The organism is Paenarthrobacter sp. NPDC090520, assembly GCF_044769205.1.
GTDB lineage: Bacteria > Actinomycetota > Actinomycetes > Actinomycetales > Micrococcaceae > Arthrobacter.
Genome location: NZ_JBIVXM010000001.1, coordinates 490,048 through 516,254, shown reverse-complemented (window position 1 = coordinate 516,254; position 26,207 = coordinate 490,048). Strand labels below are relative to the sequence as shown.

The window sequence follows — 26,207 nt, the reverse complement described above, 5'->3', positions numbered from 1 at the left end:
AGCTATGCCCCGGCACCGAGCCGCTGGCTGATGACGGTTGACACCCCATCCCCCCGCATGGTGACGCCGTAGAGGGCATCGGCAACTTCCATGGTGCGTTTCTGGTGCGTAATGACGATCAGTTGGCTGGACTCCCTGAGTTCCTCGAAAATGGTGATCAACCGGCCCAGGTTGGTGTCGTCCAGGGCAGCCTCCACCTCGTCCATGACATAGAACGGCGAAGGTCGGGCCTTGAAGATCGCCACCAGCAGCGCAACGGCCGTCAAGGAGCGTTCGCCTCCGGAGAGGAGGGACAAGCGTTTGATCTTCTTGCCGGCAGGCCGGGCTTCCACCTCGATGCCCGTCGTCAGCATGTCGTCCGGATCCGTCAGCACCAGCCTGCCCTCTCCGCCCGGGAAGAGGCGGGCGAAGACGTGGTCGAACTGCGCCGACGTGTCCGCGAACGCTTCGGTGAACACCTGCTGGACGCGTGCGTCGACTTCCTTGATGATGTCCAGGAGGTCCTTGCGGCTGGACTTGAGGTCCTCCAGCTGGGTGTTCAGGAATTGGTGACGCTCCTCAAGGGCGGCGAATTCCTCAAGCGCCAAGGGGTTGACCTTACCCAAGGCGGCGAGTTCCCGCTCGGCCTTCTTAAGGCGCTTCTCCTGCTCAGTGCGGACAAACGGGATCCCTTCGACGATGGGTTCGCCGTCCTCGTCCACCGGTGCCCTGAGGGCAGCCCATTTGTCAGTACTCGCCGCTGCCGGAACGGGAACTGGCTGGTCGGGTCCGTAGTCGGTCACGAGTTGCCCTGCGGACATGCCGAGTTCTTCGATGGACCGGGCCTCCAAGGCTTCGATCCGCAGGCGCTGCTGTGCCCGGGCAAGCTCGTCCTTGTGGACGGAATCGGTCAGCTCGGCCAGTTCCTTGGCGAGGGCCTCGTTTCCCGACCTGACCTGGACGAGTTCGGACTCCAACTGCTCCCGGACCTGCTCCGCATGGTCACGTTCCCTGCCCGCGAGCTCTACGGACACATCGAGGAACCGCTGGGCGTGCTCAACAGCCAACACCACCGCTGCGGCCCTTTGTGCCTGCGCGCGCCGACGCTGCGCCCGACGGGCCGCTTCTTCACGGGCACGGCGTTCCGTCGCCGCCGCGCGCTCCAGCGAAGCCGCGCGGTTGCTGACTGCACCCAGTTGTTCCTCGGCCGTGCGCAGGGCAAGCCGCGCCTCCATTTCAAGGGCGCGCGCATTCCTGGCCTGCAAGGCGAGTTCGTCGCGCTGGTCCGTGGACGGCTCATCGTCCGGTGCTTCCTGTGCCGCTGCGAGCCGCTCGGCCGCCACCTCCAGATCGAGCTGGGCCTCGGCAATGTTCGCTTCGGCCTTTGCCAGGGAAGCAGCCAGCCTGTCACTCTCGCCGACAGCACTGCGCAGCACCGAGTTAAGGTGCCCCAGCCGTTCCGCCACTGCGGCAAGCCGGGCGTCCGATTCGTGCAACCGTTCCATTGCGGCATCCGCGCGGTCCTGAATTTCGGCACGCCTCGACTCGGCGCCGGCCAGGGCGAACCGGCCGCGTTCCAAAGCCGAGACGACCTCGCGGAGCCGGGTGTCGGCGTCGTCCACTGCCGCCTGGATCTCAAGCAGTGAAGGCGCCGCGGCCGACCCGCCCTGGACGGTGACGGCGGTGAAGACGTCGCCGCTCCTGGTGACGGCCTTGAGCCGGGGATGTTCCGCGACAACCGCGGCCGCCGCTGTGAGATCCTCGACGACGACCGCCCCCGCCAGGAGTGACACCGCACCCTGCGCAGCAGGGTCCGGGACCTTAACGACGTCCACGGCCCAGCGGGTGCCGGAAGGAAGGTGAATCCTGGCGTCGGCATCATCTCCGTCCTGGGACACGGAGTCCGCCAGGAGAAGGACGGCCTTCCCGGCGTCGTCTTCCTTGAGGAGTTCAAGAGCGGCGAGGGCACTCGTGGCATCGCTGGCCACCACGGCGTCCGCCGCATGCCCCAGGGCGGCCGAGACCGCGGCCTCGTAGCCGCTTTCGATGGCGAGCATGCCCGCCAGGGGACCAACAATTCCGGGCACATCCCCGGCAAGGAGCCGTTCCGAGCCGTCCTTGCGGTTGAGTCCCAGTTGCAGGGCATCGCGTCGGGCCGTCAGGGCGTCCCGTTCACGGAGCCCCTGGCGCTCCGCCGTTTTGAGGTCCTCTATCTCGGCAAGGACCGATTCAAGGGCATCGCTGGCGTCCTCATATTCGGCGTCGAGGCTTTCTTCGCCGTCTTCCACGCCCGCAACCTGGGATTCGAGGGCCGTGAACTCGCTCTGGGCCAGGCGGCGCCGCTCGTCGCCGGCCCCCAGCGACTCCCGGATCCTGCCCCGTTCAGCCTCGGCAGCCTCGGCCCGCGAACGCGCTGCCGCCACCTGGCCGGCAAGCCTCGCGAGGCCCTCACGTCGGTCCGCCGCAGCCCTGAGCATGGCGGTGAGCCGTTTGTCCTCGGCGGCCGCGAGCGACTCGGCGGCATCCTTGGCAACCGTGGCCTCCATCAACGCAGCCTGCTTGGCCAGGAGGTCATGCTCCAACGCGGCTTGCTCTTCCCGGACCCTGGCCGCCTGGCGGTCGAGTTGCTCGGGATCGCGTCCCGTATCAGGGGTGGCCTCGGAGGAACCGAGGAGCCGGCGGCGTTCCGCGGCGAGGGAACCCAGCGAGCGCAGGCGTTCACGGGCTGCCGACAACTGGTACCAGTGGTCGCGTGCGGCATTGAGGCGTGGGGTCGCCTGGGCAGCTTGTTGTTCCAGCGCGGCTTGGCTTCGGCGGCCGTGCTCCAGTTCCGTTTCGACAATGAGGCGGCGTTCCTTGAGCGCTGCCTCGTCGGCGACGTCCTGCTCAAGGCTTGAGGTCAACTGCACGAGGTCGTCGGCAAGCAGGCGGGCGCGGGCATCGCGGACATCGAACTGGACGGTTTGTGCGCGCCGGGCAATCTCTGCCTGCTTGCCCAAGGGCGTCAATTGACGCCGGATTTCGGCAGTCAGGTCGCCCAGCCGGGCCAGGTTGGCCTGCATGGCTTCGAGCTTCCGGACGGTCTTTTCCTTGCGCCGCCTGTGCTTCAGGATCCCGGCCGCTTCCTCGATGAATCCCCGGCGGTCTTCGGGGGTGGCATGCAGGACGCGGTCCAGTTGGCCCTGCCCGACGATGACGTGCATTTCACGGCCCAGGCCGGAATCGGAGAGAAGTTCCTGGATGTCCAGGAGCCGGCAGGGGGCGCCGTTGATCGCATACTCTGACCCGCCTGCGCGGAACAGCGTTCGGGAGATGGTGACTTCGCTGTATTCGATGGGCAACGCGTTGTCTGCGTTGTCGATGGTCAGCGATACGTGGGCACGTCCCAGCGGCGGCCTGCCGGAGGTGCCGGCGAAAATGACGTCCTCCATCTTTCCGCCGCGGAGCGTCTTGGCTCCCTGTTCCCCCATGACCCAGGCCAGCGCGTCCACCACATTGGACTTGCCGGATCCGTTGGGTCCCACCACCGCAGTGACGCCTGGCTCAAAGTCGAACGTCGTAGCCGACGCAAACGACTTGAATCCGCGGACAGTCAGACTTTTCAGATGCAAGGTGTTTCGGTTCTCCTGGAATTGCCCCGGTGACGGTATCCCCCAAATCTACTGCGGTTTACTCGAAATCCGCGGATTCGAGGCCGGAAAGCCTTGCGGCCGGACCGTCGCAACCCTACACTCCTGCCAAGGGTTACTTGGCGTTCGCGTTCCGGTAATCCGGTTTGGTCTGAGGGTCCAATCGGTCCAACCGGGTTCCGGTCTGTGGTTCGGAACACGGGCACAGGTACCACCCAAAGGTATTTTCAACTGAAGATCATGGTTTGACCCTGGCTGGGGAGCGGCAAGCGGGGAACGCGCTGTATGCGCGGTCCCGTCGTTGCAATAGGCGTACCCCAGGAGTTCAGATGCCCGGTCCTTCAGCTTCCCGGCCACTGCGGTTCTTCAAGGGCTTCTTCGTGCCCTTGTTGATCGCCATGTTCGCGTCACTACTGCCGTTCACCGTCCCTGCGGCGGTGGCGGCAGATCCTTGCAACCCCGTGGTGAATGCCATAGCGTGCGAGAATTCGAAACCCGGCAGTCCGCCGTCGGAATGGGACATCACGGGGGCGGGCGACGACACCCTGCAGGGCTTCGCCACGGCCATCAGCGTCAACGCGGGCCAGCCCATCCAGTTCAAGGTGGACACCTCCGCGTCCAACTACACCATCGCCATCTACCGCACGGGCTGGTACGGCGGCAACGGTGCCCGCAAGGTTGCGGACGTCACGCCGTCGGCTTTCAGGCAAAACCAGCCGGCCTGCCGAAGCGACATCACCACCGAACTTTACGACTGCGGAACGTGGGCCGTTTCGGCCACTTGGCAGGTGCCCGCCACGGCGGTTTCCGGCGTCTACATCGCTTTGCTGACCCGACCGGATACCGGCGGGCAAAGCCACATCATTTTCATAGTGCGCAACGACGGCAACCGCTCGGCCGTGGTGTTCCAGACATCGGACACCACCTGGCAGGCCTACAACACCTACGGCGGCGCCGACTTCTACCAGGGTGCTGTCAACGGACGCGCCTACAAGATCAGCTACAACCGGCCGATCGCTACCCGGGAAGGTCCCGACGGCCGCGACTTCTACTTCGCCAACGAATACCCCATGGTGCGCTTCCTGGAGCAAAACGGCTACGACGTCAGCTACATCAGTGGACTCGATACCGACACCCGGGGCGCCGAACTGCTGAACCACAAGGTCTTCCTTTCGGTGGGCCACGATGAGTATGTCTCCGGCAACCAACGGACCAACATCACCGCTGCCCGCGATGCCGGAGTCAACCTCCAATTCCTTTCCGGCAACGAAATGTACTGGCGTACCCGGTTCGAGCCTTCCAGCGTTGACGGCACCGCCGGGCGTACCTTGACGTGCTACAAGGAAACCTGGTCCAACGACAAGATCGATCCCAGCACCCAATGGACAGGAACATGGCGCGACCCCCGCTTCGCGTCCCAGGCCAATGGCGGCGGCCTGCCCGAGAACGGCTTGACGGGCACCCTGTACATGTCCAATTTCTCCGACCTCCCCGTGACTGTCTCGGCCGAGGAAGGCAAAACGCGGCTGTGGCGGAATACTTCGCTGACTTCCATGGCCGCCGGGACCAAGACGGCCCTGGCCGCACACACCGTGGGTTATGAGTCGGACGAGGACCTGGACAACGGCTTCCGGCCGGCGGGACTCGTCAGGCTGTCCACCACCACCGGCCCCGTAACCGAATACCTGCAGGACTTCGGCAACACCGTCAAGGCCGGCACCACAACCCACAACGTGACCCTGTACAAGGCCGCGAGCGGTGCACTGGTGTTCTCCGCCGGCAGCGTCCAGTGGACATGGGGCCTGGACCAGGAACACGATGGCAACGGCGCCCCCGCCGATGCCCGCATGCGCCAGGCCCAGGTGAACCTGTTCGCTGACATGGGGGCCCTGCCGGCAACCCTGGCATCCGGGCTCGTCGCCGCGACGGCGAGCGCCGATAAGACCGGCCCCACGGCAACCATCAACGCTCCGGCGAACGGGGCCACCATTGCCCACGGCGCCAGCGTAACGGTCACGGGAACGGCCACGGACGCCGGCGGCGGAGTAGTGGCCGGCGTCGAAGTCTCCACCGACGGCGGCGCCTCCTGGCACCCTGCCACAGGAAAGGCTTCGTGGAGCTACACCTACATCCAAAAGGGCCTCGCAACAGCCACGGTACAGGTGCGGGCAGTGGACGACAGCGCCAACATTGGCGCGATAGCCACGCGGAACCTGACCCTGAGCGGCCCGTATACGGTCTTCGGCCAGACTGTTCCGGCCACCGTGGATTCCGGTGACGGCGGTGCGTACGAAATGGGCATGCGGTTCACGCCGTCCGTGGACGGCTTCGTGACCGGCGTCCGGTTCTACAAGAGCACAGCCAACACCGGCACGCACATCGGTTCGCTGTGGAATGCCGCCGGTGCCCGCGTGGCCACTGCGACGTTCGCCAATGAGACCGCCTCGGGTTGGCAGACCGTGTTGTTCAGCCAGCCTGTTCCTGTGGCCGCCGGCCAGAAGTACACGGCTTCGTATTGGGCTCCGAGGGGCCACTACGCCACCAAGGACTTCCAATGGGCCTACTCCGGGTTCAACGATGCCCCGATGAAGGTTGCCGGGGGCTTCGGCGCCGAACCCGCGGGCGTGTACAGCACCTCTCAGGAATATCCGACGGCCAGCTTCAACGGCGGCAACTACTTTGTTGACGCAGTGTTCAGCACAACGGACACCTCGCCGTTGACCGTTTCAAGCCAAACACCCATCCCGTCGTCTTCGAGCGTTTCCGTCTCCACCACGGTGAGCGGTGTCTTCTCGAAGCCCGTCACTGCCGGCACGGTTCAGTTGAACGTCCGCACTGCCGCAGGCACGGCCGTTGCGGGCACCACAGCCTACGACGCCGTGGCCCGGAAGGCGACGTTCACGCCGTCGGCCGCTTTGGCCTTCAGTACGCAGTACAACGTGACGCTCGCCGCGACGGCCACCACCGGCGGCACGGTTACGTCCGGAGGGACGTGGCAGTTCACCACTGCCGCGACCGTTCCGCCACCGGGCTCGTGCCCGTGCAGCCTCTACAACGACAGCGTCACTCCCGGCATTGCGCAGATCCAGGACGGTGTGCCGTTGACGCTCGGAGTACGGTTCACCAGTGTCTCGGCCGGCCAGGTGACGGGCATCCGGTTCTACAAGTCGGCCGGCAACACCGGCACGCACACCGGCGCCCTGTACTCGGCCACGGGAACGCAGCTTGCCACGGTCACGTTCGCCAATGAAAGCAGCGCAGGTTGGCAGACGGCCATGTTCAGCCAGCCTGTCCAGATGGCGGCCAACACTGAATACATCGCCGCCTACAAGTCGCTGACGGGAACCTACTCGGCAACGAGCAACGGCTTCGGCTCAGGAATGAGCGTGGGTCCGCTGCGGACGGTCTCCGACGCCGGCGCCTACTCGTACAGTCAGGATTTCCCGAGTTCCCGTTCGACGGCGAGCTACCTCGTTGACGTCGTCGTGATGGTTTCGGCGCCGCCATTCACCGTAGGCAGCCAGTCGCCAGCGGCGGGCGCCTCCAGCGTCCCGCTGAACACACCGGTAAGCGGTGTCCTCTCGGAAGCAGCCTCGAATGTGGCTTTGGCCCTGAAGACGGCCAGCGGCACAACCGTTGCGGGTACGTCCGCCTACGACTCGGCAACCCGCAAGGTCACGTTCACGCCCACCAACCCGCTGGTGGCTGCGACGAGTTACACGGCAACGGTAACTGCCACAGCAACGTCCGGCACGCCGATCTCGGGGAACAGTTGGACCTTCACCACGGTGCCTGCACAAGGGACTCCCGGCGTGTGTCCCTGCACGCTCTACCAGGACACCGATACGCCCACCACTGCCGAAGTGAACGACGGCGTGCCGCTCGCCTTGGGCGTACGGTTCAGCAGCGACACTGCCGGCCAAGTCACAGGTATCCGCTTCTACAAGTCGACCGGAAACACCGGAACGCACACCGGATCGCTGTACACGCTGGCCGGACAGCAACTAGCTACCGTGACCTTCACGAACGAATCGAGCACGGGCTGGCAGACGGCAACGTTCAGCCAACCCGTAAGCATCCAGGCAGATACTGAATACATCGCCGCCTACAAGACTCCAACGGGCAAGTATTCGTACTCAAGCGGCGGATTTGGTGATGGCTTCACCAGTGGCCCGTTGCGGGTGGTTTCTGATTCCGGGACATACTCCTACAGCAGCGACTTCCCGAACACCGCTTCCACGGCAAGCTACCTTGTGGACCTTGTGTTCGCCCTTCCGGCACAGCCCCTGAGCGTCACCGCCCAGGTACCTGCACCAGGGGCCACGGCGATTCCCACGGACGTGAAGCCATCCATCTCGTTCTCCACGGCGGTCAACCCGGGCGTCACGTTCACCCTGACGGCGAACGGATCTTCGGTGGCCGGGACTGCGGCGTTGTCCGCTGATTCACGGACGGTAACGTTCACCCCCGCAGCGGCCCTTCCGGCCAGCACCGTCATCACGGCCAACGTGTCCAACATCGGAAGCCCGCAAGGACAGACCCTGCCACCGAGCACCTGGCAGTTCACGACGGCGAGCGCGGCCGCCCAGCAAAGCACCATCTTCGGGACACTGGCCCCGCAGGTGGCGGCGTCCACCGACACCAAGTCGGTGGAGTTGGGCACTGCCTTCACCGTCTCCACGGCCGGCAACGTGACAGGTATCCGTTTCTACAAGGGCACCGGCAACACCGGGACGCACGTGGGGTCGCTGTGGAACTCGGCGGGAACGCGCCTGGCACAGGTGACGTTCACGAATGAATCAGCCACGGGTTGGCAGACAGCCACCTTGTCCACTCCGGTCGCCCTGTCCACGGGCCAGACGTACGTGGTGTCCTACCGGGCGCCCAACGGCCGCTACTCGTACACGCAGGGCTTCTTCAACACCACGTGGACCAGCGGCCCGTTCACCGCTTCAGGGCCCAACAACGGCCTGTACCGTTACGGGACCGGCGGCGTGATGCCGAACAGTTCGTGGAATGCCACCAACTACTTTGTAGACGTGGTGTATTCCACCGGCGGCCAGACGCAGTTGCAGGCTCCGGCGCAGACACAGACGGCCACACCAACGCCGACGCCGACCCCCACGACGACTGCTACGGCTACGGCTACGGCAACGCCTTCACCCAGCCCTTCTCCTTCACCGACGCAGTCCGGTGGACTGTTCTGCGGCCTGTTGGGGATTTGCTGACACCCGGACAGCAGGCCTCGTAAGCTGCCGGCGCCCGGTCCTTCCTGAACTCCAGGACCGGGCGCCGGCATGTGCCGTGCACGGGCATTTTGCCGGGCACCGCCGAGACGTTCAACCACCCCGCGGCGTAGGCTTCCACCTGGCTACCCGACGGCGGCCTTTACCTCACCACACTGGGCGACCACGCATGGGCGATGAACAGGCCCGGCTGCGCGGCGGGGTCGGTGCCGAGCTGCCAGATGTTGCTGTCCCCTTCGGTGGTCTCGTCAGCCAATCCGTAAAGAACAGTGTTGTTGTCCAGCCACTCGATCTGGTCATCCACACTGCGCTTCTCCGACAGGACAGTTTCCTTGCCCGAGGCAAGATCCAGGATGGCCACCCGCCAGTGGGCGGTGAGCGGACCGGCGTCGTTCTTCTTATAGGCGATGCGCGTGCCGTCCGGCGAGATGGACGGGCATTCCACGTTGTCGTGGACGGCGGTGAGGGTCCTTGCGGAGAGGCTTCCCTTGACCAGCCAGATCCGCCCGGACGAGGCCGCAGTGGCGTAGAAGGTATCACTCTGCCCCGGGACGAACGTCACTCCCCACAGGTTTCTGTCGGTCGCCAGCAGCCGCTCGCCGTTGACCATCAGGGCGAAGTCCTCAAGGTTGCCCAGGCTGCCGGAGTCCTGCGTGATTTCGGTGGCCGTGGAGAATCCCGCGGTCGCATAGGAGTGCCCGGTGACGAACACCGTGGTGGCAATCAGTGAGCCATCCGGGCTGATCCGCGTACGGCTGGGGATGCCCGTCAGGGGCCAGGACCGTTGTTGCTGCCAGTCCCGGTTCAGGACGTCTGCTTCAAAGGCCGTCACCAGGCCGCGGTTGGCCTTGAGGCACACCACCTCGGAGGACGTGCCGTACACGCGGTCGCACGCTTGTTCACTCACGGCCCGGGTACCGCCCGGCGCTGACAACGGCACGGTCGCGGCGTTGCCGTAGCCCTGCCCGGCGGCCGTATTCCTGAACAGCACGAAGGGAACGGAAGGCAGCGTCTGGCCTGCGGTGACGCCAACTGATGGAGCTGCCGTCCGGCTTTCCTCGAAGCGCTGGTAGGCGTTCACTGCGTAGACCCCGGCCCCGGCCAGGACGAGGGCTGTCACCGCCAGGAGAATGCCCCAGCGCAGCCTCCCGCCGGTCAGCAGCGCGCTCATGCGCGGCCCACACGGGGACGGGCTCCGGGAAGGATGAACATGACGGCCACCAGGGCGCAGGCGAGCAGGATCCCCGCCAGCAGTACAGCCATCGAAGCGCCCACGGCGTACCACAACACACCGAAACCGGCGGACGCCGTCATCCGGGTCAGGGCCACCACCGTCTGGGCCGAAGCGATGCCGGTGGCCAGTTTTCCCTGTGGCGTGAGTTGGGCCGCCAGTGCCGCCAGCACACCGTCCGTCGCGGCATAGAAGGCGCCGAGGAGGACGAGGCAGAGGATGGTGGCCCAGAGCCCGCCAAGGGGTGCGGCCGCCAACAGGTAGCACGCCAGCAGGGCGAGGTGTCCGGCGATGAACACCGGGACTTTGCCGAACCTGTCGGCCAGCCGGCCCAAGGGAACGGCCAGCGCCAGGAAGGCCACGTTGGTGCCGACGAACAGGAGCGGGAACCATTGCACCGCGAAGGAGTCCCGGTCCTGGAGGACCAGGTAGATGAACCCGTCACCGATGGTCACCAAGCCCAGCAGGCCGGCGGCGATCAGCAGCCGCCCGAGGCCCGGCTCTTTCAAGTGCTTCCACGAGAAGGCGAAGATCCGGCGCTGCTCCTTGGGGAGCGCCTTATCCAGCCCTCCTGCCCGCAGGTCCGGCACCACAAGGCCCAGGACGGTCACGCCAATCACGGCGAATGCCAGCGACACCACAAAGACGGTACTGAAGCCGTTGGGAATGACCAGCAGCACCAGGAAGGCGATCAGTGGGCCTGCCGCCGCACCGATGTTATCCAGCATCCGGTGGATGCCGAAGGAGCGTGCCAGGTGTTCGGGCTGCGCGGACACCGTGATGAGCGCATCCCGTGGAGCGGTGCGGATTCCCTTGCCGATGCGGTCGCCCGTCACAATGGCGGCGATGGCCCAGAACCCGCCTGCGAACAGGAACCCGATCCTGGCCAGCATGGACAGGCCGTAGCCGGCCAACGCGATCCGTTTCGGGTGGCCGCTCCGGTCTGCGGCCCACCCCGCGGCAATCCGGACGATCGCGCTGGCGCCCTGGTTGATGCCGTCAATAAAGCCAAAGGCGATGGTGGACAGCCCCAGGAACCCGGTCACATACAGCGGGAGGATGGCCGTAACCGATTCCGAGGAGACGTCCGTGACCATGCTGACAATGCCAAGCCAAATGATGATGGGCGACAAACGAAACGGCACCTCGTGGGGAAGTGCCGTTTGCGTGCCTTCCGGCTTTTCCTTTTTGCCGCCGCTGCGATCGGAGAGAGAAATGTACATGGTGCCCCTAGTCCGCCGTCGAGTGCAAGCTGCCCAAAAGTTGGAACCTCGAGTTGCCGGTGCCCGTCGTCGACACAGACACGGTCACAGTATCGGTGCCCCGCACGAACCTCGCTGCGACGGCGCCATCGCCGGCAGGAGCGTCCTCCGACCAGAATCCGTGCGGCACCAAGGAGGCACGGAAGGAGTCCAGGACTGCCTGCTGGGTGTTGCCGACGATCCCGTCCGCAGAAACCTGCATGACGTCACCCGACGTCGAAATGCTGGTTGAGCCCACAGTGGTGCCTGCGGGGAGGGCCAGGATGTCGCTGGGCCAGCCGTCCACTACCTTGCCGCTCGCCGAGCCCGCAGGAGGCAGGCTTCCCTTGAGGAGTGGAGCCGGTGCCGACGGCGCAGGGAGCCCCGTGGGGGTGGAGGTCACGGGTGGAAGGACCTCCAGCGGTTTGGCGCTGGGCTGCGCCCCGGAACCTTCCGCTCCTGCCGAACTGCCCGACGTCGGGCCTCCGGACGGCTGCTCCCCGGCGCCGGAGCCGGCGGTGTTCCCCGGGCCCGGGGTGGCGGCCGACGTTGCCGCCGGGCTGGCGGAGGAGGATCCCTGGGCTGTGGTGGCCGAAGGCCGCATCGCCATCTGGTCAAGGACCACAGCGATCACCGCAATCACCAAGGCGAGGCCCAGTCCGGCAATCACCCAGCGCCGGGCGTTCATGGCTTACCCGGACTTGCCGCGCCGCCCAGCAACTGGTGCGCCCGCGCTTCGAGGCCATCGTCGACGAAGTCGTAGATGAACGATGCCAACCAGATCACCACCGTTGCAGATATCCAGCCAACAGGGCCGTTGATGAGGAATCCATGGGAAAACATGCCGGTCAAGAGGAGGATGAGCACGGTGGCCACCAGCCCGGCAAGGACGGTGGCACCTTTGGTCACCAGCCACGTCCTGGGGCGGCTGGTGCTTTGCGTGCGCCGACGGAACAGCCCAAGGACCAGGGGCTTGACCAGGATGGTGGCCGCAGTGAACACGATGACGGCCCAGAGGAACCCGGCGCCCAAACGGACCCCGGGTAAAACTGACGCCACCCACAAGGTGATGGCGTTGAAAACCAGTGCGATGGCGATTTTGACCGCCAAGCTTTTCATGGGGACAGTAAACCATTGCCACCCGGAATCCGGAACAGTTTTGCCCCTGTGAAACTCCGGTTACCAGCGCCCGTTCCGGGGACGCGGTTGGCACACCGGACACGTGTAGGAAGAACGGTTCATGAACTGTTCGCGCTTGATCGTGGTGTGCAGGCCTACAGACTCGCAACGGCGGCACTTTTTGCCTTCCCGGCCGTACGCATTAAGGGAGCGCGCGAAGTAGCCGGAGTCACCGTTGACGTTGACGTACAGCGAATCGAAGCTCGTCCCGCCGGCGTCGAGTGCGGCACTCATGACCTCCCTGACGGCGTCCACCAGGCGCTCCGCATCGCCGCGCCGCAACTTGTCCGTTGGGCGGGCGTAGTGCATTTGCGCCAACCAGAGGGCTTCATCGGCGTAGATGTTGCCAATACCGGAGATCAGGGACTGGTCCAGGAGTGCCCGTTTGAGCCCGGTCCTCTTCGCCTTCAGCTTCCGGTAGAAGGTATCGAAAGAGAAATGCGGGTCCAGTGGGTCACGGGCGATGTGGGCTGCTTCCTCGGCGATCTCCGGCAAGGGCGTCTCCCCCAAGCCACCGGGGCCGCCATCCGAGGTGGGAATCAGGGACGTCACGAACAAGCCGCCGAAAATCCGTTGGTCGACGAACCGCAACTGTTCCGGCATATCGTCGGCCGCGCTCAGCCTGATGCGGACCTTGAGGTGTTTTTCGTCCGGAACGTGGGGATCCTGCATGAGCAATTGCCCGCTCATGCCCAGGTGCGCCATGAGCGCCACCTTGGGAAGCGTCAGGTCTGCCCTGTCCATGGCCAGCGGCATCCACAGGAATTTGCCGCGGCGCACCACGTCCAACACCGTGGCGTGTTCCAGGTTCCCAATGAAGTCCTCCGCACCCAGCGCATGCCGGCGGATGGAGCGGGGGTCGATGACGTCCACACCGGTGATGCGGCGGCCGCGTACCCAACGGGCTAGCCCGCGACGCACCACCTCTACCTCGGGAAGTTCAGGCATGGGTCAGGCGGAGGCCGGCCCGGCCGCAGCTTCTTGGCCTGCCGGGCTCTGTTCCGGCGCGTTCAGGGCACGCCATGCATCCGCCGCGGCCTCCTGCTCGGCTTCCTTCTTGGAGTGGCCGGATCCGCGGCCATACGGTGTACCGCCGATAATCAGGACGGCTTCGAAGGTGCGGGCGTGGTCCGGCCCGGAACCTTCCACGGCGTAGTGGATGGCGCCGAGCTGCCTGCTGGCCGTCAGTTCCTGGATGCTGGTCTTCCAGTCGGTACCTGCACCGAGGGCTCCGGCGTCCTTGAGCAGCGGACCCACCAAGCGCATGACCAGCTGGCGGGCGGTCTCCATGTCATTGGAAAGATACGTGGCGCCGATCAGGGCTTCCATGGTGTCGGCGAGGATGGACGCCTTGTTCTTGCCGTCGGTCAGCTTTTCGCCTTGGCCGAGGTAGATGAACTCGCCAACGCCAAGTGTCCGGCCGATGCCGGCCAGGGCGCGCGTACTGACGACGGCGGAGCGCCTCTTGGCGAGTTCGCCTTCGGGGAGCTCGGGGTGCTCGCGGTACAAGGAATCGGTAACGGAGAATCCCAGAATGGAGTCGCCGAGGAACTCAAGGCGCTCATTGGTGGGGATACCCCCATTCTCGTACGCGTAAGAGCGGTGTGTCAGAGCAAGACGAAGCGTCTCGGTGTCAATGAAGACACCGAGACGCTTCAGAAGCTCTTCAGTTGAAGACATCCTTTGTCAGCCTGTGCGGCAGATCAGGCGTCTGCGACCTTGCGGCCCTTGTATTCAAGGAACAGCGCGGTGCCGGCGGAGTCGGTGACGACCTTTGCCTGGTGCGGCAGGCTGTAAACGACCTGACCGTTTTCGATGGTCTTGACCAGGGCGGGGGCAGTTGCCTTCCACTGGGCACGACGTGCGCGTGTGTTTGCGCGAGACATTTTCCGCTTGGGAACAGCCACGGCTATCTCATTTCTCTCTTAGTCCAACAGTTACTAATCAGTTTGCCGGTCAGTCTTAGCCAGATCAGCTAGGGCAGCCCAGCGAGGGTCCAGGACCTCGTGGTGGTGCCCCGGCTCGTCTTCCAGGCGCACTCCGCATTCGGAGCAAAGGCCCTGGCAGTCTTCCCGGCACACCGGCTGGAACGGCAGCATGGTGACTACTGCGTCCCGCAACACCGGCTCAAGATCGATCAGATCGTGCTCGACTCGACGTTGCTCTTCATCGTCTTCTTCGGCTGAAAGCTCTTCGCCTTCGTAGAAGAAAAGTTCTTGCACATTGACCTCAAGGTCATACGCAAGGGGATCCAGGCATCGACCGCACTCACCGGTTACGCCGACGATTGCGGTTCCAGATACCAAGATTCCTTCGTGTACGGCCTCAAGCCGAAGATCCAGCTCGACATCCGAGCCTTCCTTCACACCAATGAGTGCCACACCAAGATCACTTGGTGCAGGTACATGCTCCTTGAGCGTTCGCATGGTCCCGGGACTGCGTCCAAGGTCCTTGACTACCAGCGCCAAGGGCGAACTTGCATCTCGTTTAATGAGAACTCCTGTAGAACATATGACCGACGTACCATCTTAGCCTGATCACGCTTGAGGACTCAAACCGGCGCCGCGCACGCCAAAGGGCTCGGGACATCGGTGGGGAATCCTCCGGCAGGGGACTGCGAAGGCACGGGTTACAGACTACCCGTTACGCGGCAGTTCTGCCGGAGGCTCGCCCGCAAGGAGCCGCCTGAGGACGGATTTGGGAACGAAATCGGAAATATCGCCGCCCAGGGCGTTGATTTCCTTGATCAGGGTGGAAGACAAGTGCACGTAATGGGCTTCTGCCGGAAGGAACACGGTCTCGACGCCGGAAAGTTGCCGGTTCATGGTGGCCATGGGCAACTCGTAGTCGAAGTCCGAGGACGACCGCAGGCCCTTGACGATGGCCGAGACACCACGTCGGCGGCAATATTCGGCCAGGAGCCCTTCGCCCATGGGCTCCACGATGATTCCCCGCAACGACGCAAGGGTTTCGCGGGCCATTTCCATCCGGTCCTCAAGGCTGAACCGGTATTTCTTGGCGTAGTTGGTGGACACGGCCACGATGACTTCGTCGAACAACCCGGCGGCGCGGGCGATCACTTCGAGATGGCCGTTGTGTATCGGGTCAAAGGATCCTGGGCATACCGCGCGTCTCATGAGTCGAACCTACCCCAAAGCTTCACCGGGATACCATGGCTGACATGTCACCGGCAGGAAGCAGCGCACCAGTCCACACAAGCACTCCCTGGCAGCGGGCCGCGACGGGCGCCAACCTGCTGGCGCCCGATGGGAAGCTCGGCGTGACGATCTTCGAGGAGATGACCACCTTGGCCATGTCCACGGGCGCCATCAACCTGGGCCAGGGCTTCCCCGATGAGGACGGACCCGCCGAAATGAAGGCGGCGGCGCAGGCCGCGATCGCTGAAGGCGCCAATCAATATGCGCCGGGGAAGGGCATCCCGCAATTGCGCGAAGCAGTCGCCCACCACCAGGAGCGCTTCTACGGCCTGGCCCCGGATCCGCTCACCGAGGTGGTCATTACCACCGGCGCCACCGAGGCCATCGCCGCGTCCCTGCTGGCGTTCGTCCAGCCCGGCGACGAAGTCCTGACGTTCGAGCCGTTCTACGACTCGTACGGCGCGATCATCGGCCTGGCAGGTGCCACGCATGTGACCGCTCCCCTGCTGGCCCCAGACTTCCAGCCGGACCTTGACGCCCTGGAGCGCGCGTTCAGCCACCGCACCAGGGTGGTCCTCCTGAACAACCCCCACAATCCCATGGGCTCGGTGTTGACCCGCGAGGCGCTGGCCAAAGTAGTGGAACTCGCCACGAAGTACGACGCCATCATCGTCAGCGACGAAGTCTACGAACACCTGACCTTCGGGGTGGCCCACCTTCCGGTTGCCACGCTGCCCGGTGCCGCCGAACGGACCATCACCATCTCCTCCGCCGGAAAGACCTTCTCCTTCACTGGATGGAAAATCGGCTGGTTGAGTGGTCCTGCGGAGCTGGTAGCGGCTGCCCGCACGGTCAAGCAGTTCCTCAGTTACAGCTCCGGCACACCGTTCCAGAGCGCAGTGGCGGTGGGGCTCGCGCTGCCGGACAGCTTCTACGCGGAAATCGCAGGCACACTGCAGCACAAACGCGATATTCTTGCCGAAGGCCTCCGGGCTGCAGGATTTGGGGTCTACATCCCCAGCGGAACCTACTTCATCAACGTGGACACGGCCCCGTTGGGAATCAGCGATGCAGTGGATCTGGCACGACGACTCCCGGACCTGGTGGGCGTCGCTGCCATTCCGGTTCCGGTCTTCTGCCATCAGGAAGGAGCCGAACGCACCCGGAGCCTCCTGCGCTTCGCCTTCTGCAAGAAAACCGAGGTTCTCCAGGAAGCGGCGTCACGACTCGCAACGTTGAAGGACCGGCTCTGAACCGCCCCGACGGCGGCCGCGGGGCCACCCGCTTCCTCCGTGCAAGCGGCGTCCACGCCAGCATCAAGGCTGACACCCTGGTACCCGGCAGCTACATCCTCAGCATGGGCGGCGCCGAACAATCCCACGTTAATCTGGCCAACCCATTGGAGATCTTCTACGAGTACCTGCGGCGGATCGGCCACGTGGTGGATCTTGCAGCGGCCCCTGGAGCGCCCGTTTCCGCCCTCCACCTCGGTGCGGGAGCTTTGACGCTGGCCCGCTACATCCAGGCAACGCGTCCGGGCTCCGGGCAGCACGCCGTGGAACTCGAACGGGAGCTGCTGGACTTCGTCCTCCACCAGTTGCCCATGCCCGAGGGGACACGGCTCACGACGCATATCGCCGACGCCCGGGCCGCCTTGGCGGAGCTTCCTGCCGAACTGCGTTTCGACGTCGTCATCCTTGATATCTTCTCCGGCCCGGACGCTCCGGCCCACATTGCCTGCACCGGCTTCTATGAAGAGGCGGCTCAGCGGCTCAATCCGGACGGAGTGCTGATAGTGAACGTGGGCGACGAACCAGCACTCACCCTGGTGCGCAGCCAGGTGAAAGCCATGCGGGAAGCGATGGCTGACGTTGCAGCCTTCGCCGAAACCGGAATGTTCGAGGGCCGGTATCCGGGCAACATCATCCTGGTGGGGACGCAAACGAGGTGGTCTCCGGATTGGACGTCCGAGCTCCTCGCCCGTGGACCCCACCCGGCCACCGTCCTGACTGGCGTAGACCTGGACAAGATCTCCGGCTAGGCGGGTTCTTCCGGATGGGGCAATGCCGGATCCTCAGGCAGGCTCGGCGAACCACAGCATTGTCTCGCCGTACTTCTTGTCCGCGAAGCATTCCAGGGCTTCCGGCCACGTGGGTTCGGCGCTCCGGGATGAGCGTTCCACCACCACCACGGCACCTTCGTCCAGGTGGGGCGCCAGCTTGGCCAGGACCGCACTGAGCGCGGGTTCCTCCAAGGGATAGGGCGGGTCGAGGAACACGAGGTCCCACAAAACAGCCTCGCCGGCGCGTTCCAAGAAGGACTCCACCTTGGAACGGTGGACGGAGACCTTCTTGCCGCCCAGGACCTGGTTGACCATATCCGCATTGCGCTGGCAGATGTCGCTGGCTCGGCCATCGAATTCAACCAGTTCAACGCTCCGCGCTCCCCGGCTGGCACTTTCGATGCCCAGGGAGCCCGAGCCGGCGTAGAGGTCCAGCACCCGTGCGTCGTCAATCACGGCCAGCGACTCCAGCCGCGAAAAGAGCGCTTCCTTGACCCGGTCCGTCGTGGGCCTGGTGGCGGTACCGGGCACACTGGTGAGCGGGTTTCCTCCGGCGACGCCGGCGATGACCCGGCTCATGCCAGGCCTCCGGGCACCAGCCGGGTTCCACTGTTGCTAACCGCGTTCAAGGAACGCCTCCTTTTCGGGATTCAAGTACTCGTCAATGGCTGCAGCCAGTGCCGGCTGACGATCCAGGGACGGATCCCCGGAAACCAAAGCCTGTGCGTCCGCACGGGCACAGGCAATCAGGTCCTCGTGTTCCAGGACGCGCAGCAATTTGAGGGTGGAGCGGCCGCCCGACTGCGAAGCCCCGAGGATGTCCCCCTCGCGCCGCAGCTTCAGGTCTTCCTGGGACAACTCAAAACCGTCGGTGGTGGACGCGACGGCATCCAACCGGCGACGGCTGGGGTGCCCGGGTTCCAGGGTGGTGACCAGGAGGCACGTCCCGGGCAGTCCGCCACGGCCAACGCGGCCACGCAACTGGTGCAGCTGCGAGATGCCGAAGCGGTCGGCGTCGAGGATCACCATGAGGGTGGCGTTGTGGACATCGACGCCCACCTCGATCACGGTGGTGGAGACCAGCACCTTGGTTTCATTGGCTGCGAAGGACGCCATGGTTTCCGACTTCAGCTGCGGATCCTGCCGCCCATGCAGCGGCGCCAGGGGCACGCCGGCCAGCGACGGCTCCTCCAGGAGGCTCTCGACGACGGCGGTCACCGAGGCGAGTTCGCGGGACGGACCTTCCTCTGACAATTCAGCGTCGGTAGGTTCCTTTTCTCCGGGGCTGAAGTCGCCGTCGTCGTCCGAACCGATTTTGGGGCAGACCACGTAGACCTGGTGCCCGGCTTCAACTTCTTCCCGTGAGCGCTTCCAAATCCGGTCCACCCATCCGGGGTTTTCCGCCAGGCCCACTACATGCGTGGAGATGGGAGCGCGGCCCGCGGGCAATTCATCCAGGATGGACGTCTCAAGATCACCAAAGACCGTCATGGCGACCGTCCGGGGAATGGGCGTGGCGGTCATAACCAACAAATGGGGTGGCCGCAGCGCCTTGGCCCGCAGGGCATCACGCTGCTCCACGCCAAAACGGTGCTGTTCATCCACCACGATCAGGCCGAGGTCCTGGAAGCTCGTCTTGTCGCTCAAGAGGGCGTGCGTACCGATGACGATCCCGGCGTTGCCGGAGGCGGCGTCGAGCATGGCCTGTTTCCGTGCCGCGGTTGGCATGGAACCCGTCAGGAGCGTGACCTGGACCCCTTGCTGCCCGGTGTCCCCTCCGAGCATTCCGGCGCCGCCGAACAGTTGGTCCCGTGCCAGCGGTCCCAGGGTCCGTCGAATGGAATCGAAGTGCTGGGCAGCGAGCACCTCCGTGGGAGCCAGCAGTGCGGCCTGGCCCCCGGCGTCCACTACCTGGAGCATCGCCCGGAGGGCAACGATCGTCTTTCCGGAACCCACCTCGCCTTGCAGGAGCCGGTTCATGGGGGTGTCGCGGGCGAGCTCTTCGGACAGCGTCTTGCCCACCGTGGCCTGGCCGGCAGTCAGGGTGAAGGGCAGGTTCCGGTCAAACTCCGCCAGCAGTCCCCCGGCAGCCGGGCGCCGGGCTGTCGCTTCCTCGGCAGCCAACTGTGCCCGCCGCCGGGCCAGGGCCGTTTGCAGGACCAGCGCCTCTTGGTACCGGAAACGGCCCTGGGCCCGCTGCCAGTCCTTGGCAGTCTCCGGTGAATGGATCAAGCGGTAGGCATCGGCCACGCTCAGCAGGCCGTCCCTGGCAACGACGGATTCGGGGAGCGGATCAGCCAGAGCATCGAGGTCCAGGGTTTCCAGCAGTGCTGTGATGACCTTGTGGATGGACCAGCTGGTGAGCTTGGCAGTGGCCGGGTAGACCGGGATGGGCATGGCCGCAAGCTTCTCGGGATCGATTGAACCCTCAGCGTCAGGGTCTTCATCCAGCAGGAGGAAATCCGGATTGGTCAGGCCCAAGGCGCCGGCGTACCGCGTGACCTTCCCGGAGAACAAGGCCCGGCGGCCCTGCAGGAGCTCGGCCTTGGCACGGAATCCGTTGAAGAAACTGACCTTCAAGGTGCCGGGAACCTGGCTCCCACCGGCCTCGTCCGTCACCACGATGTCCGTGATGGAACCACGGCGGGCGCGCATCTGCCGGGTGCTGTTGGAAACCACCCGGGCAATCAGCGTCACTTCCTCGTCGAGGGGAAGGTTGCTGATGGGCGTCAGCTCCCCACGGTTGAGGTACCTCCGCGGAAAGTAGTTGAGCAGGGAGCCGGTGGTCCGCAGTCCAAGGTGCTTTTCAATGACGGCCGCGGAGCGCTTTCCGATCCTGCGTTCAAGCGGCAATTCCACTTCAGTCGTCATGCCCGCCCATTGCGTCGCGTGGCAGGGCCAACTGGCTGACCGCTATGTCCGTGGGCTCGCCCAACGAACGGATCAGTGCCACGGCTGGTTCAGGATCCGGAACGTGGACGTGGACCCGCCACCGGTAGCTGGCATCCACCGGGGAATCGTCGTCGTCGTCTTCGTTCCGCGAGGCACCGCCCACCTGGCTCATGATGACGGAGTCGCCCATTTCGTCCAGGCGCTGGCGCAGGATGGCAGCGTTCAAAGGGGAAAGCTCAATGGTGCACATGACCTCCACCCCGTCGTCGGCAGGCATGTGCTCGTGGATATGTGGATCCTGGAGTTTGTAGCCGTGCAAGCCGTCCAGGAGTTCGTCCTGCAACTCTTCACCGAGCACGGCCGAACGCAGGCAGTCCAGCACCAGGAGCATGCCAACGCCACCGGCATCCACCACCCGTGCTTCATGGAGCGGAGCGAGCTCGTCCTCGGTACGCACCACAGCCTGGTATGCGGCCTCAACGGTGGCATCCAGTGCCAGGCCGAGTGCGTGGTTGCTGTCGTCGCCGTTCTGGGTTGCGTCCACGGCCTGTGCCGCATGCGCGGCCGCCTCCAGGACGGACAGCATGGTGCCGGATACCGGTTCGCTCAACGCGGACCAGGCCCGGATCTGCGCCCGGTTCAGGGCCGTGGCAAGCAACGGGGCGCTCAGCCTGGACTTGCCCGCCAGCGGCTCTGCCGCCGCACAGAGGAAGACGGCGAAGAGTGTTCCCGAATTGCCCCTTGCCTGTTCCATGGCAGCCTGCCCGGCCCGGGCCAGCACGGCGCCAACGTCGTTTCCGGTGTCAGGGGCCTCCGGGCCGTTACCCAGCGCGCCAGCCGCGGCGCGGACCGTGAGATACAAGTTGGTTCCGGTATCGCCGTCGGCGACGGGGAAGATGTTGATCGCATTGAGGCGGTCGCTGTGGTTGCCGAGGACCACCTCAGCCTTGCCGAGCCAACGCTTCATGGCGTGCGCATTCGCTGCGATCTTAGTCTGCAAAGTGATCCCATCCCACGGTGTCAGCAGCCTGCCCGGCAATCCGGACGCCGTCGCCTTGTGACCCGGCAACCGCCTGAACTGAGCCTATCGCAGTGAAGCCGTCAGGTAACTGGATATCTGCTGGGAAGGTGGCCAGCAAACCATGGTCTTCTCCTCCACCCACCACCCACGGCATGGGATCCTGGCCAAGCAACGCAGCGACGGGTTCCAAGGCAGCGGCATAGCCCTTCAACGCCACGGGATCAAAGTCGAAGACGGCGTTGCTCGCAGCGGCGAGCCGGCCGGCGTCGCGCATTAACCCATCCGAAATGTCCATCATGGCCGTGGCACCGGCACGGGCAGCCAGCGGTCCGGCAGCCAGGGGCGGGGTGGGCCGGCACTGGCTGTCCGCCAGGGACCGCTGCTCCGCGGTCCACTCGGTGACGGGAACGTGGCTCTCCAGCAGTGCCAGACCGGCAGCCGCGCGCCCCAGCGTCCCGGCCACCGCCACGACATCCCCGGCGCGGGCGCCCGAACGCAGCACGGGCTCCAGGCCACCCAGTGAACCCACGACGGCGACTGTCACCGCGATCTCCCGGCCACGGCCGAGGTCGCCACCGGACACCGAACAATCCGGTGCTCCGAGGGCAACGATGGCGGCGGTGAGACCGTCGGCGAAATCCTCCACCCAGGCCACCGGCGTGGCTGGTGGCATGGTGAGGCTGACCACCAAGGACGTCGCTTGGCCGCCCATCGCGTTGATGTCGCTCAAGTTCTGCGCGGCGGCCTTCCAGCCGACGTCGAAACCTGTGGTCCGGTAACCGCTGTTCCAGGCAAGGCGGAAATCCTGGTCCTGGGTCTGAGTATCGATGGAGATGAGGGTGCGGCCATCCGGAGCCGCCACCATGGCGGCGTCGTCCCCCGGCCCCAGGAGGATGCTGGCGCTGGTATTCAAGCGCGGAAAAATCCGGGAAAGGAGCTGGGACTCGCTCACGTGGGCGACTGTCAATGGTTCAGCTGGCAACTGTTCTGCGGGCACGCTCCTACGCTATCGCGGGCAACCGACAGAATAATGCGGGATAGGCTGGACTGATGCACCGAAAGACCCTTCGCCGGACATCGGCGGCACTTGCCGTGTCCGGAATCGCCGCTCTTGCCTTGTCTGCCTGTTCCCCCGCCGTGGATGTCTCGCCGGCCGCCGACGCCGCCAATCCCGCGTGCGCGCCCCTGATGGTGGCCCTTCCGGACAAGATCGGCGACGCGGCGTTGCGCAAGACCAACAGCCAGGCAACGGCGGCGTGGGGGGATCCTTCGCAGGTCATCCTAAGGTGCGGGGTGAACGTCCCGGGCCCCACTACCGACCGTTGCGTCAGTGTCAACGACATTGATTGGGTCATCAAGGAAGGCGATCCCTACTACACCCTGACCACGTACGGCCGGGAGCCAGCCACCGAAATCCTCATGGATCCGGACAAGATCAGTTCGGCCACGGTCCTGGCAGACCTTGCGAACGCAGCAGGCAAAATCAAGGCCACCCGACAGTGCGTGGGCCAGGAAGACCTGCAGGACCTGCCGTCCACCAAGTAGGGCGGCCGGCAGGTTCCCTTATATCAGCAGAGCTTAGTGTGGATCAGCGGAGTCCGGTCTTGCGGGTCAGCGCCAACTGGATCAGTTCGTCGATCAGGTCACCGTAGGCAAGGCCTGAGGCGGCCCACATCTGCGGGTACATGCTCTTGGGCGTAAACCCGGGCATGGTGTTGATTTCGTTGATGATCAACCCGCCCGAAGGCGTGTAGAAGAAGTCCACCCGACTGAGTCCTTCGGCTCCTACGGCGTCGAAGGCGACGGCGGCCAGTTCCCGGACCCGTGCAATGGCTTCCTCAGGCATGTCGGCCGGGCAGCTCAGGGCTGCTGCGCCATCATCGACGTACTTCGCGGCGAAGTCATAGAACTGGTGTTCTCCCGCGGCCACGGCGATCTCGCCGGGCATGGAGGTCCTGGGAGCATCCGTGCCGCGGCCCTGCAGCACGGCACATTCGATTTCGCGGCCCACAATGCCCGCTTCGATGACCAGCTTCAGGTCATGGCGGCGGGCCTCTTCGATGGCTGCGTCCAGCCCTTCCAGGGAATCGACCTTGGAAATGCCCATGGACGATCCCGCGCGGGCGGGCTTGACGAAGACCGGATAGCCAAGTTTGTCCACGCGCTTGCGTACGGCCTCGGCATCGGTGAGCCATTCACGGTCCGTCACGGCGACGTAGGGGCCAACCGTCAGGCCGGCGGCCTCGAAGACCACCTTCATGAAATGCTTGTCCATGCCCACGGCCGATGCCAGGACTCCGGCGCCGACGTAGCGGGTGTCCGAAAGTTCCAGGAGCCCCTGGACGGTCCCGTCTTCGCCCCACGGTCCATGGAGCAGGGGAAAGACGACGTCCACGGAACCAAGCTCCTGGGGGACCGCGTTGGGCTCGGTCACCACAAGCTGGTGCGCTCCGCCGATCTCGGCCAAGGTGACGGTCTTGTCCGAGGCTGCCACTTCCGGCAGTGCTGCCGAGCTCAGGGACCACTGGCTGGTGTCCCCGGAAGCGAGGACCCATTGCCCGGACTTGGCGATGCCGATCGGCACAACCTCGTACTTGGTGGTGTCGATGGCCCCCATGACGCCGGCAGCCGTGACGCAGCTGACCGCGTGCTCGCTGGACCGTCCGCCAAAAAGGATGGCAACGCGGGGTCGCCGGCCTGCTGCGGGAGTGGTTACTTCAGTGGCCATCAGTAGTCGCCTTCGGACTTCAGTGCCCGGGCCAGCAGTCGCGGGCCCAGGTCATCAACGGACATCTTGCCTTCAAGGACCGCAACAACGGCTGCGGTGATGGGCATCTCAACATTCAATTTGCCGGCCAGTTCGTGCACGGCGGGGCCTGATTTGATGCCCTCGGCTGTTTGGGTCATGCGCTCCGAAACCTGCTCGAGGCTCAATCCTTCGCCCAGGAGCCGCCCTGCGGTGTGGTTCCTGGACAAGGCTGACGAGCAGGTGGCCACGAGGTCGCCGAGCCCGGCAAGGCCGGCCATGGTATGTGCCTCGCCGCCGAGCGCCAGGGCCAGCCGGGAGGTCTCCGCCAGGCCACGCGTGATAACGGAGGCCTTGGTGTTGTCCCCCATCTGCTTGCCCTCACAAATGCCCACCGCCAAGGCGATCACGTTCTTGACGATGCCGCCGATCTCCACGCCAACAACATCGGTGCTGGTGTAGGGGCGGAAGTAGGGAGCAGTGCAGCACAGCGCGATGGCTGCGGCCGTTTCGGCGTCGCTGCAGGCAACCACGGAAGCCGTCGGCTGTTCCCTGGCGATTTCCATGGCCAGGTTGGGTCCGGACACGACGGCCACGCGGGAAGCGGGGATCCCCAGCTCCTGGGCGATCACCTCGCTCATGCGGGCATCGCTGCCAAGCTCCAGGCCCTTCATGAGGGACACCACAACAGCGTTGGGTTCCAGCAGCCGCTTCCACTCCCCCAACTGGGGCCGGAGCGACTGCGCCGGGACTGCCAGGACCACCAGGCCCGCGCCCTGCAGGACTTCTGCCACATCGGTGGACGCCGTAACGCTGTGCGGTAGCCCGATGTCCTTCAGGTACTGTCCGTTGCGGTGCGATGCATTGATGTCCGCGACGACTTCCGCGCGGCGGCCCCACACCTGGACGGTGCGGGCGGCGCCTGCGGCGGCCGCCGCGTCCGCGAGGACCTTGGCAAACGTGGTGCCCCATGAGCCTGCGCCCAGGACAGCTACCTTGTCCGGAGCGGGGATGGCAGGTTCAGGAAGGGTCATTTGCCGCCCTCGGATTCAGCGGGCCTGTCCTTGCCGGACTCGGCTCCGCGTTCAACAAACCGTCCGTGCTTGCTCTGTTGGTGGACAGCCGGATCCCAGCGCTGGGCCGGCGGCTCTTCACCGCGGAGCGTCGCCAGGAGTTCCGTCACCGCATCCATGATGACGTCGGTTGCCTCGGTCAGGGTGGTCCGGTCCATGGGCCGGTCTGCGAAAGCACTCAAGTCAACGGGTTCCCCGATCAGGACCCGTACCGTTTTTCGAGGGAAGATGTGGAAGCGCTTGGCGTACCGGGGAAAGACTTCATGGGCACCCCAGTGGGCCATGGGTACCACCGGAGCGCCTGTTTGCAGGGCCAGGCGGGCCGCCCCGGTGTGGCCCTTCATGGGCCACAGATCCGGATCCCTGGTCAGCGTGCCCTCCGGATAAATGATGATGGCGCCACCGGCGTCCACCACCTCTTTGGCCACCTGCAGCGAGCGGTTGGCACCCGCCGTCGAGCGCTCCACGGGGATCTGCCGGGTGGCCTTCAAGAGGGCACCCACCACGGGCGCCTTGAACAGCCCCGACTTCGCCAGGAAGTGCGGAGGACGTTTCTGGTTGTAGAGCATGTGGCCGATCACGATGGGGTCGATCTCGGTGCAGTGGTTCGGGGCTGCGATGAAGCCACCCGCGGGAAGTTTTTCCGTGCCCTCCCACTTCTTGGCCATCAGGATATTCATCAATGGACGCGCGATGCTTGCCAGCAACACGAACGTGGCACGGCTCTTGGCCGATTCCTTCAAAGGAGTC

The 26,207-nt window shown here is 65.1% G+C and carries 21 protein-coding genes; 4 read left to right on the top strand and 17 right to left on the bottom strand.

What is annotated here, in order from left to right:
* Positions 1-2: 2 nt before the first annotated feature.
* Positions 3-3,590 carry a chromosome segregation protein SMC gene (gene smc / locus ACIQTZ_RS02455; RefSeq protein ID WP_402977199.1) on the bottom strand — a complete coding sequence of 1,196 codons (3,588 nt, stop codon included), beginning with the start codon at positions 3,588-3,590 and terminating at the stop codon, positions 3-5.
* 347 nt (positions 3,591-3,937) lie between these two features.
* Here smc and ACIQTZ_RS02450 point away from each other — a divergent pair, with 347 nt between their 5' ends.
* A complete protein-coding gene (locus ACIQTZ_RS02450) occupies positions 3,938-8,836 on the top strand; it encodes a DUF4082 domain-containing protein (RefSeq protein WP_402977196.1) in 4,899 nt (1,632 codons plus the stop codon).
* A gap of 160 nt (positions 8,837-8,996) precedes the next feature.
* Here the strand turns inward: ACIQTZ_RS02450 and ACIQTZ_RS02445 are convergent, their stop codons facing one another.
* From ACIQTZ_RS02445 to coaD, 9 genes are all read right to left on the bottom strand, one after another.
* Positions 8,997-10,025, bottom strand: a complete 1,029-nt coding sequence (locus ACIQTZ_RS02445) for a TolB family protein (RefSeq protein WP_402977193.1) — start codon at positions 10,023-10,025, stop codon at positions 8,997-8,999.
* Positions 10,022-11,308, bottom strand: a complete 1,287-nt coding sequence (locus tag ACIQTZ_RS02440) for an MFS transporter (protein ID WP_402977190.1) — start codon at positions 11,306-11,308, stop codon at positions 10,022-10,024. The genes ACIQTZ_RS02445 and ACIQTZ_RS02440 overlap by 4 nt, the downstream gene beginning before the upstream one ends.
* A 7-nt stretch (positions 11,309-11,315) precedes the next feature.
* A complete protein-coding gene (locus ACIQTZ_RS02435) occupies positions 11,316-12,014 on the bottom strand; it encodes a hypothetical protein (RefSeq protein ID WP_402977188.1) in 699 nt (232 codons plus the stop codon).
* Positions 12,011-12,445, bottom strand: a complete 435-nt coding sequence (locus tag ACIQTZ_RS02430) for a hypothetical protein (RefSeq protein WP_402977185.1) — start codon at positions 12,443-12,445, stop codon at positions 12,011-12,013. Before ACIQTZ_RS02430 ends, ACIQTZ_RS02435 begins: the two co-directional genes overlap by 4 nt.
* Before the next feature lie 60 nt (positions 12,446-12,505).
* Entirely contained in the window at positions 12,506-13,453 is a 948-nt protein-coding gene (gene mutM / locus ACIQTZ_RS02425; RefSeq protein WP_402977182.1) for a bifunctional DNA-formamidopyrimidine glycosylase/DNA-(apurinic or apyrimidinic site) lyase, read from the bottom strand.
* A gap of 3 nt (positions 13,454-13,456) precedes the next feature.
* Positions 13,457-14,185 carry a ribonuclease III gene (rnc, locus tag ACIQTZ_RS02420; RefSeq protein ID WP_397325901.1) on the bottom strand — a complete coding sequence of 243 codons (729 nt, stop codon included), beginning with the start codon at positions 14,183-14,185 and terminating at the stop codon, positions 13,457-13,459.
* 23 nt (positions 14,186-14,208) lie between these two features.
* Entirely contained in the window at positions 14,209-14,412 is a 204-nt protein-coding gene (gene rpmF, locus ACIQTZ_RS02415; protein ID WP_207614841.1) for a 50S ribosomal protein L32, read from the bottom strand.
* Positions 14,413-14,445: 33 nt separating this feature from the next.
* Entirely contained in the window at positions 14,446-14,973 is a 528-nt protein-coding gene (locus ACIQTZ_RS02410) for a YceD family protein (protein ID WP_397325902.1), read from the bottom strand.
* A 168-nt stretch (positions 14,974-15,141) separates the two neighbouring features.
* The gene (coaD, locus tag ACIQTZ_RS02405) at positions 15,142-15,642 is read right to left on the bottom strand and encodes a pantetheine-phosphate adenylyltransferase (RefSeq protein ID WP_397325903.1); all 501 of its coding nucleotides are present in this window, start codon (positions 15,640-15,642) and stop codon (positions 15,142-15,144) included.
* Positions 15,643-15,677: 35 nt separating this feature from the next.
* Here coaD and ACIQTZ_RS02400 point away from each other — a divergent pair, with 35 nt between their 5' ends.
* Together ACIQTZ_RS02400 and ACIQTZ_RS02395 are read left to right on the top strand one after the other, a co-directional pair.
* On the top strand, positions 15,678-16,916 hold the full coding sequence (locus tag ACIQTZ_RS02400) for an aminotransferase class I/II-fold pyridoxal phosphate-dependent enzyme (RefSeq protein WP_402977177.1): 1,239 nt from the start codon (positions 15,678-15,680) through the stop codon (positions 16,914-16,916).
* 104 nt (positions 16,917-17,020) lie between these two features.
* Entirely contained in the window at positions 17,021-17,704 is a 684-nt protein-coding gene (locus ACIQTZ_RS02395) for a spermidine synthase (protein WP_402977174.1), read from the top strand.
* Positions 17,705-17,737: 33 nt separating this feature from the next.
* Here ACIQTZ_RS02395 and rsmD read toward each other — a convergent pair whose 3' ends face one another.
* The 4 genes from rsmD to thiL are packed head-to-tail and all read right to left on the bottom strand — an operon-like array spanning position 17,738 to position 22,620.
* Complete coding sequence (gene rsmD / locus ACIQTZ_RS02390) at positions 17,738-18,304, bottom strand: 16S rRNA (guanine(966)-N(2))-methyltransferase RsmD (RefSeq protein WP_397325906.1); 567 nt, start codon at positions 18,302-18,304, stop codon at positions 17,738-17,740.
* A gap of 36 nt (positions 18,305-18,340) precedes the next feature.
* The gene (locus ACIQTZ_RS02385) at positions 18,341-20,596 is read right to left on the bottom strand and encodes an ATP-dependent DNA helicase RecG (RefSeq protein WP_402977171.1); all 2,256 of its coding nucleotides are present in this window, start codon (positions 20,594-20,596) and stop codon (positions 18,341-18,343) included.
* Positions 20,586-21,584, bottom strand: a complete 999-nt coding sequence (locus ACIQTZ_RS02380) for a DAK2 domain-containing protein (RefSeq protein WP_402977273.1) — start codon at positions 21,582-21,584, stop codon at positions 20,586-20,588. The genes ACIQTZ_RS02385 and ACIQTZ_RS02380 overlap by 11 nt, the downstream gene beginning before the upstream one ends.
* Before the next feature lie 22 nt (positions 21,585-21,606).
* Positions 21,607-22,620 (bottom strand): thiamine-phosphate kinase, encoded by a 1,014-nt coding sequence (gene thiL / locus ACIQTZ_RS02375; protein ID WP_402977270.1) that lies wholly within the window; start codon positions 22,618-22,620, stop codon positions 21,607-21,609.
* A gap of 68 nt (positions 22,621-22,688) precedes the next feature.
* Here thiL and ACIQTZ_RS02370 point away from each other — a divergent pair, with 68 nt between their 5' ends.
* Positions 22,689-23,183 (top strand): DUF3515 family protein, encoded by a 495-nt coding sequence (locus tag ACIQTZ_RS02370; protein ID WP_400330447.1) that lies wholly within the window; start codon positions 22,689-22,691, stop codon positions 23,181-23,183.
* A 43-nt stretch (positions 23,184-23,226) separates the two neighbouring features.
* On the opposite strand, the gene ACIQTZ_RS02365 is transcribed toward ACIQTZ_RS02370, so the two are convergent.
* Genes ACIQTZ_RS02365 through ACIQTZ_RS02355 form a run of 3 tightly spaced genes read right to left on the bottom strand, consistent with a single transcriptional unit; the run spans position 23,227 to position 26,200 of the window.
* Positions 23,227-24,366: a D-alanine--D-alanine ligase family protein gene (locus tag ACIQTZ_RS02365; protein ID WP_402977168.1), complete on the bottom strand. Its 1,140-nt coding sequence runs from the start codon at positions 24,364-24,366 to the stop codon at positions 23,227-23,229.
* A complete protein-coding gene (locus tag ACIQTZ_RS02360; protein ID WP_402977165.1) occupies positions 24,366-25,418 on the bottom strand; it encodes an NAD(P)H-dependent glycerol-3-phosphate dehydrogenase in 1,053 nt (350 codons plus the stop codon). Before ACIQTZ_RS02360 ends, ACIQTZ_RS02365 begins: the two co-directional genes overlap by 1 nt.
* Positions 25,415-26,200, bottom strand: a complete 786-nt coding sequence (locus ACIQTZ_RS02355) for a lysophospholipid acyltransferase family protein (protein WP_400330435.1) — start codon at positions 26,198-26,200, stop codon at positions 25,415-25,417. Before ACIQTZ_RS02355 ends, ACIQTZ_RS02360 begins: the two co-directional genes overlap by 4 nt.
* Positions 26,201-26,207 lie beyond the last annotated feature (7 nt).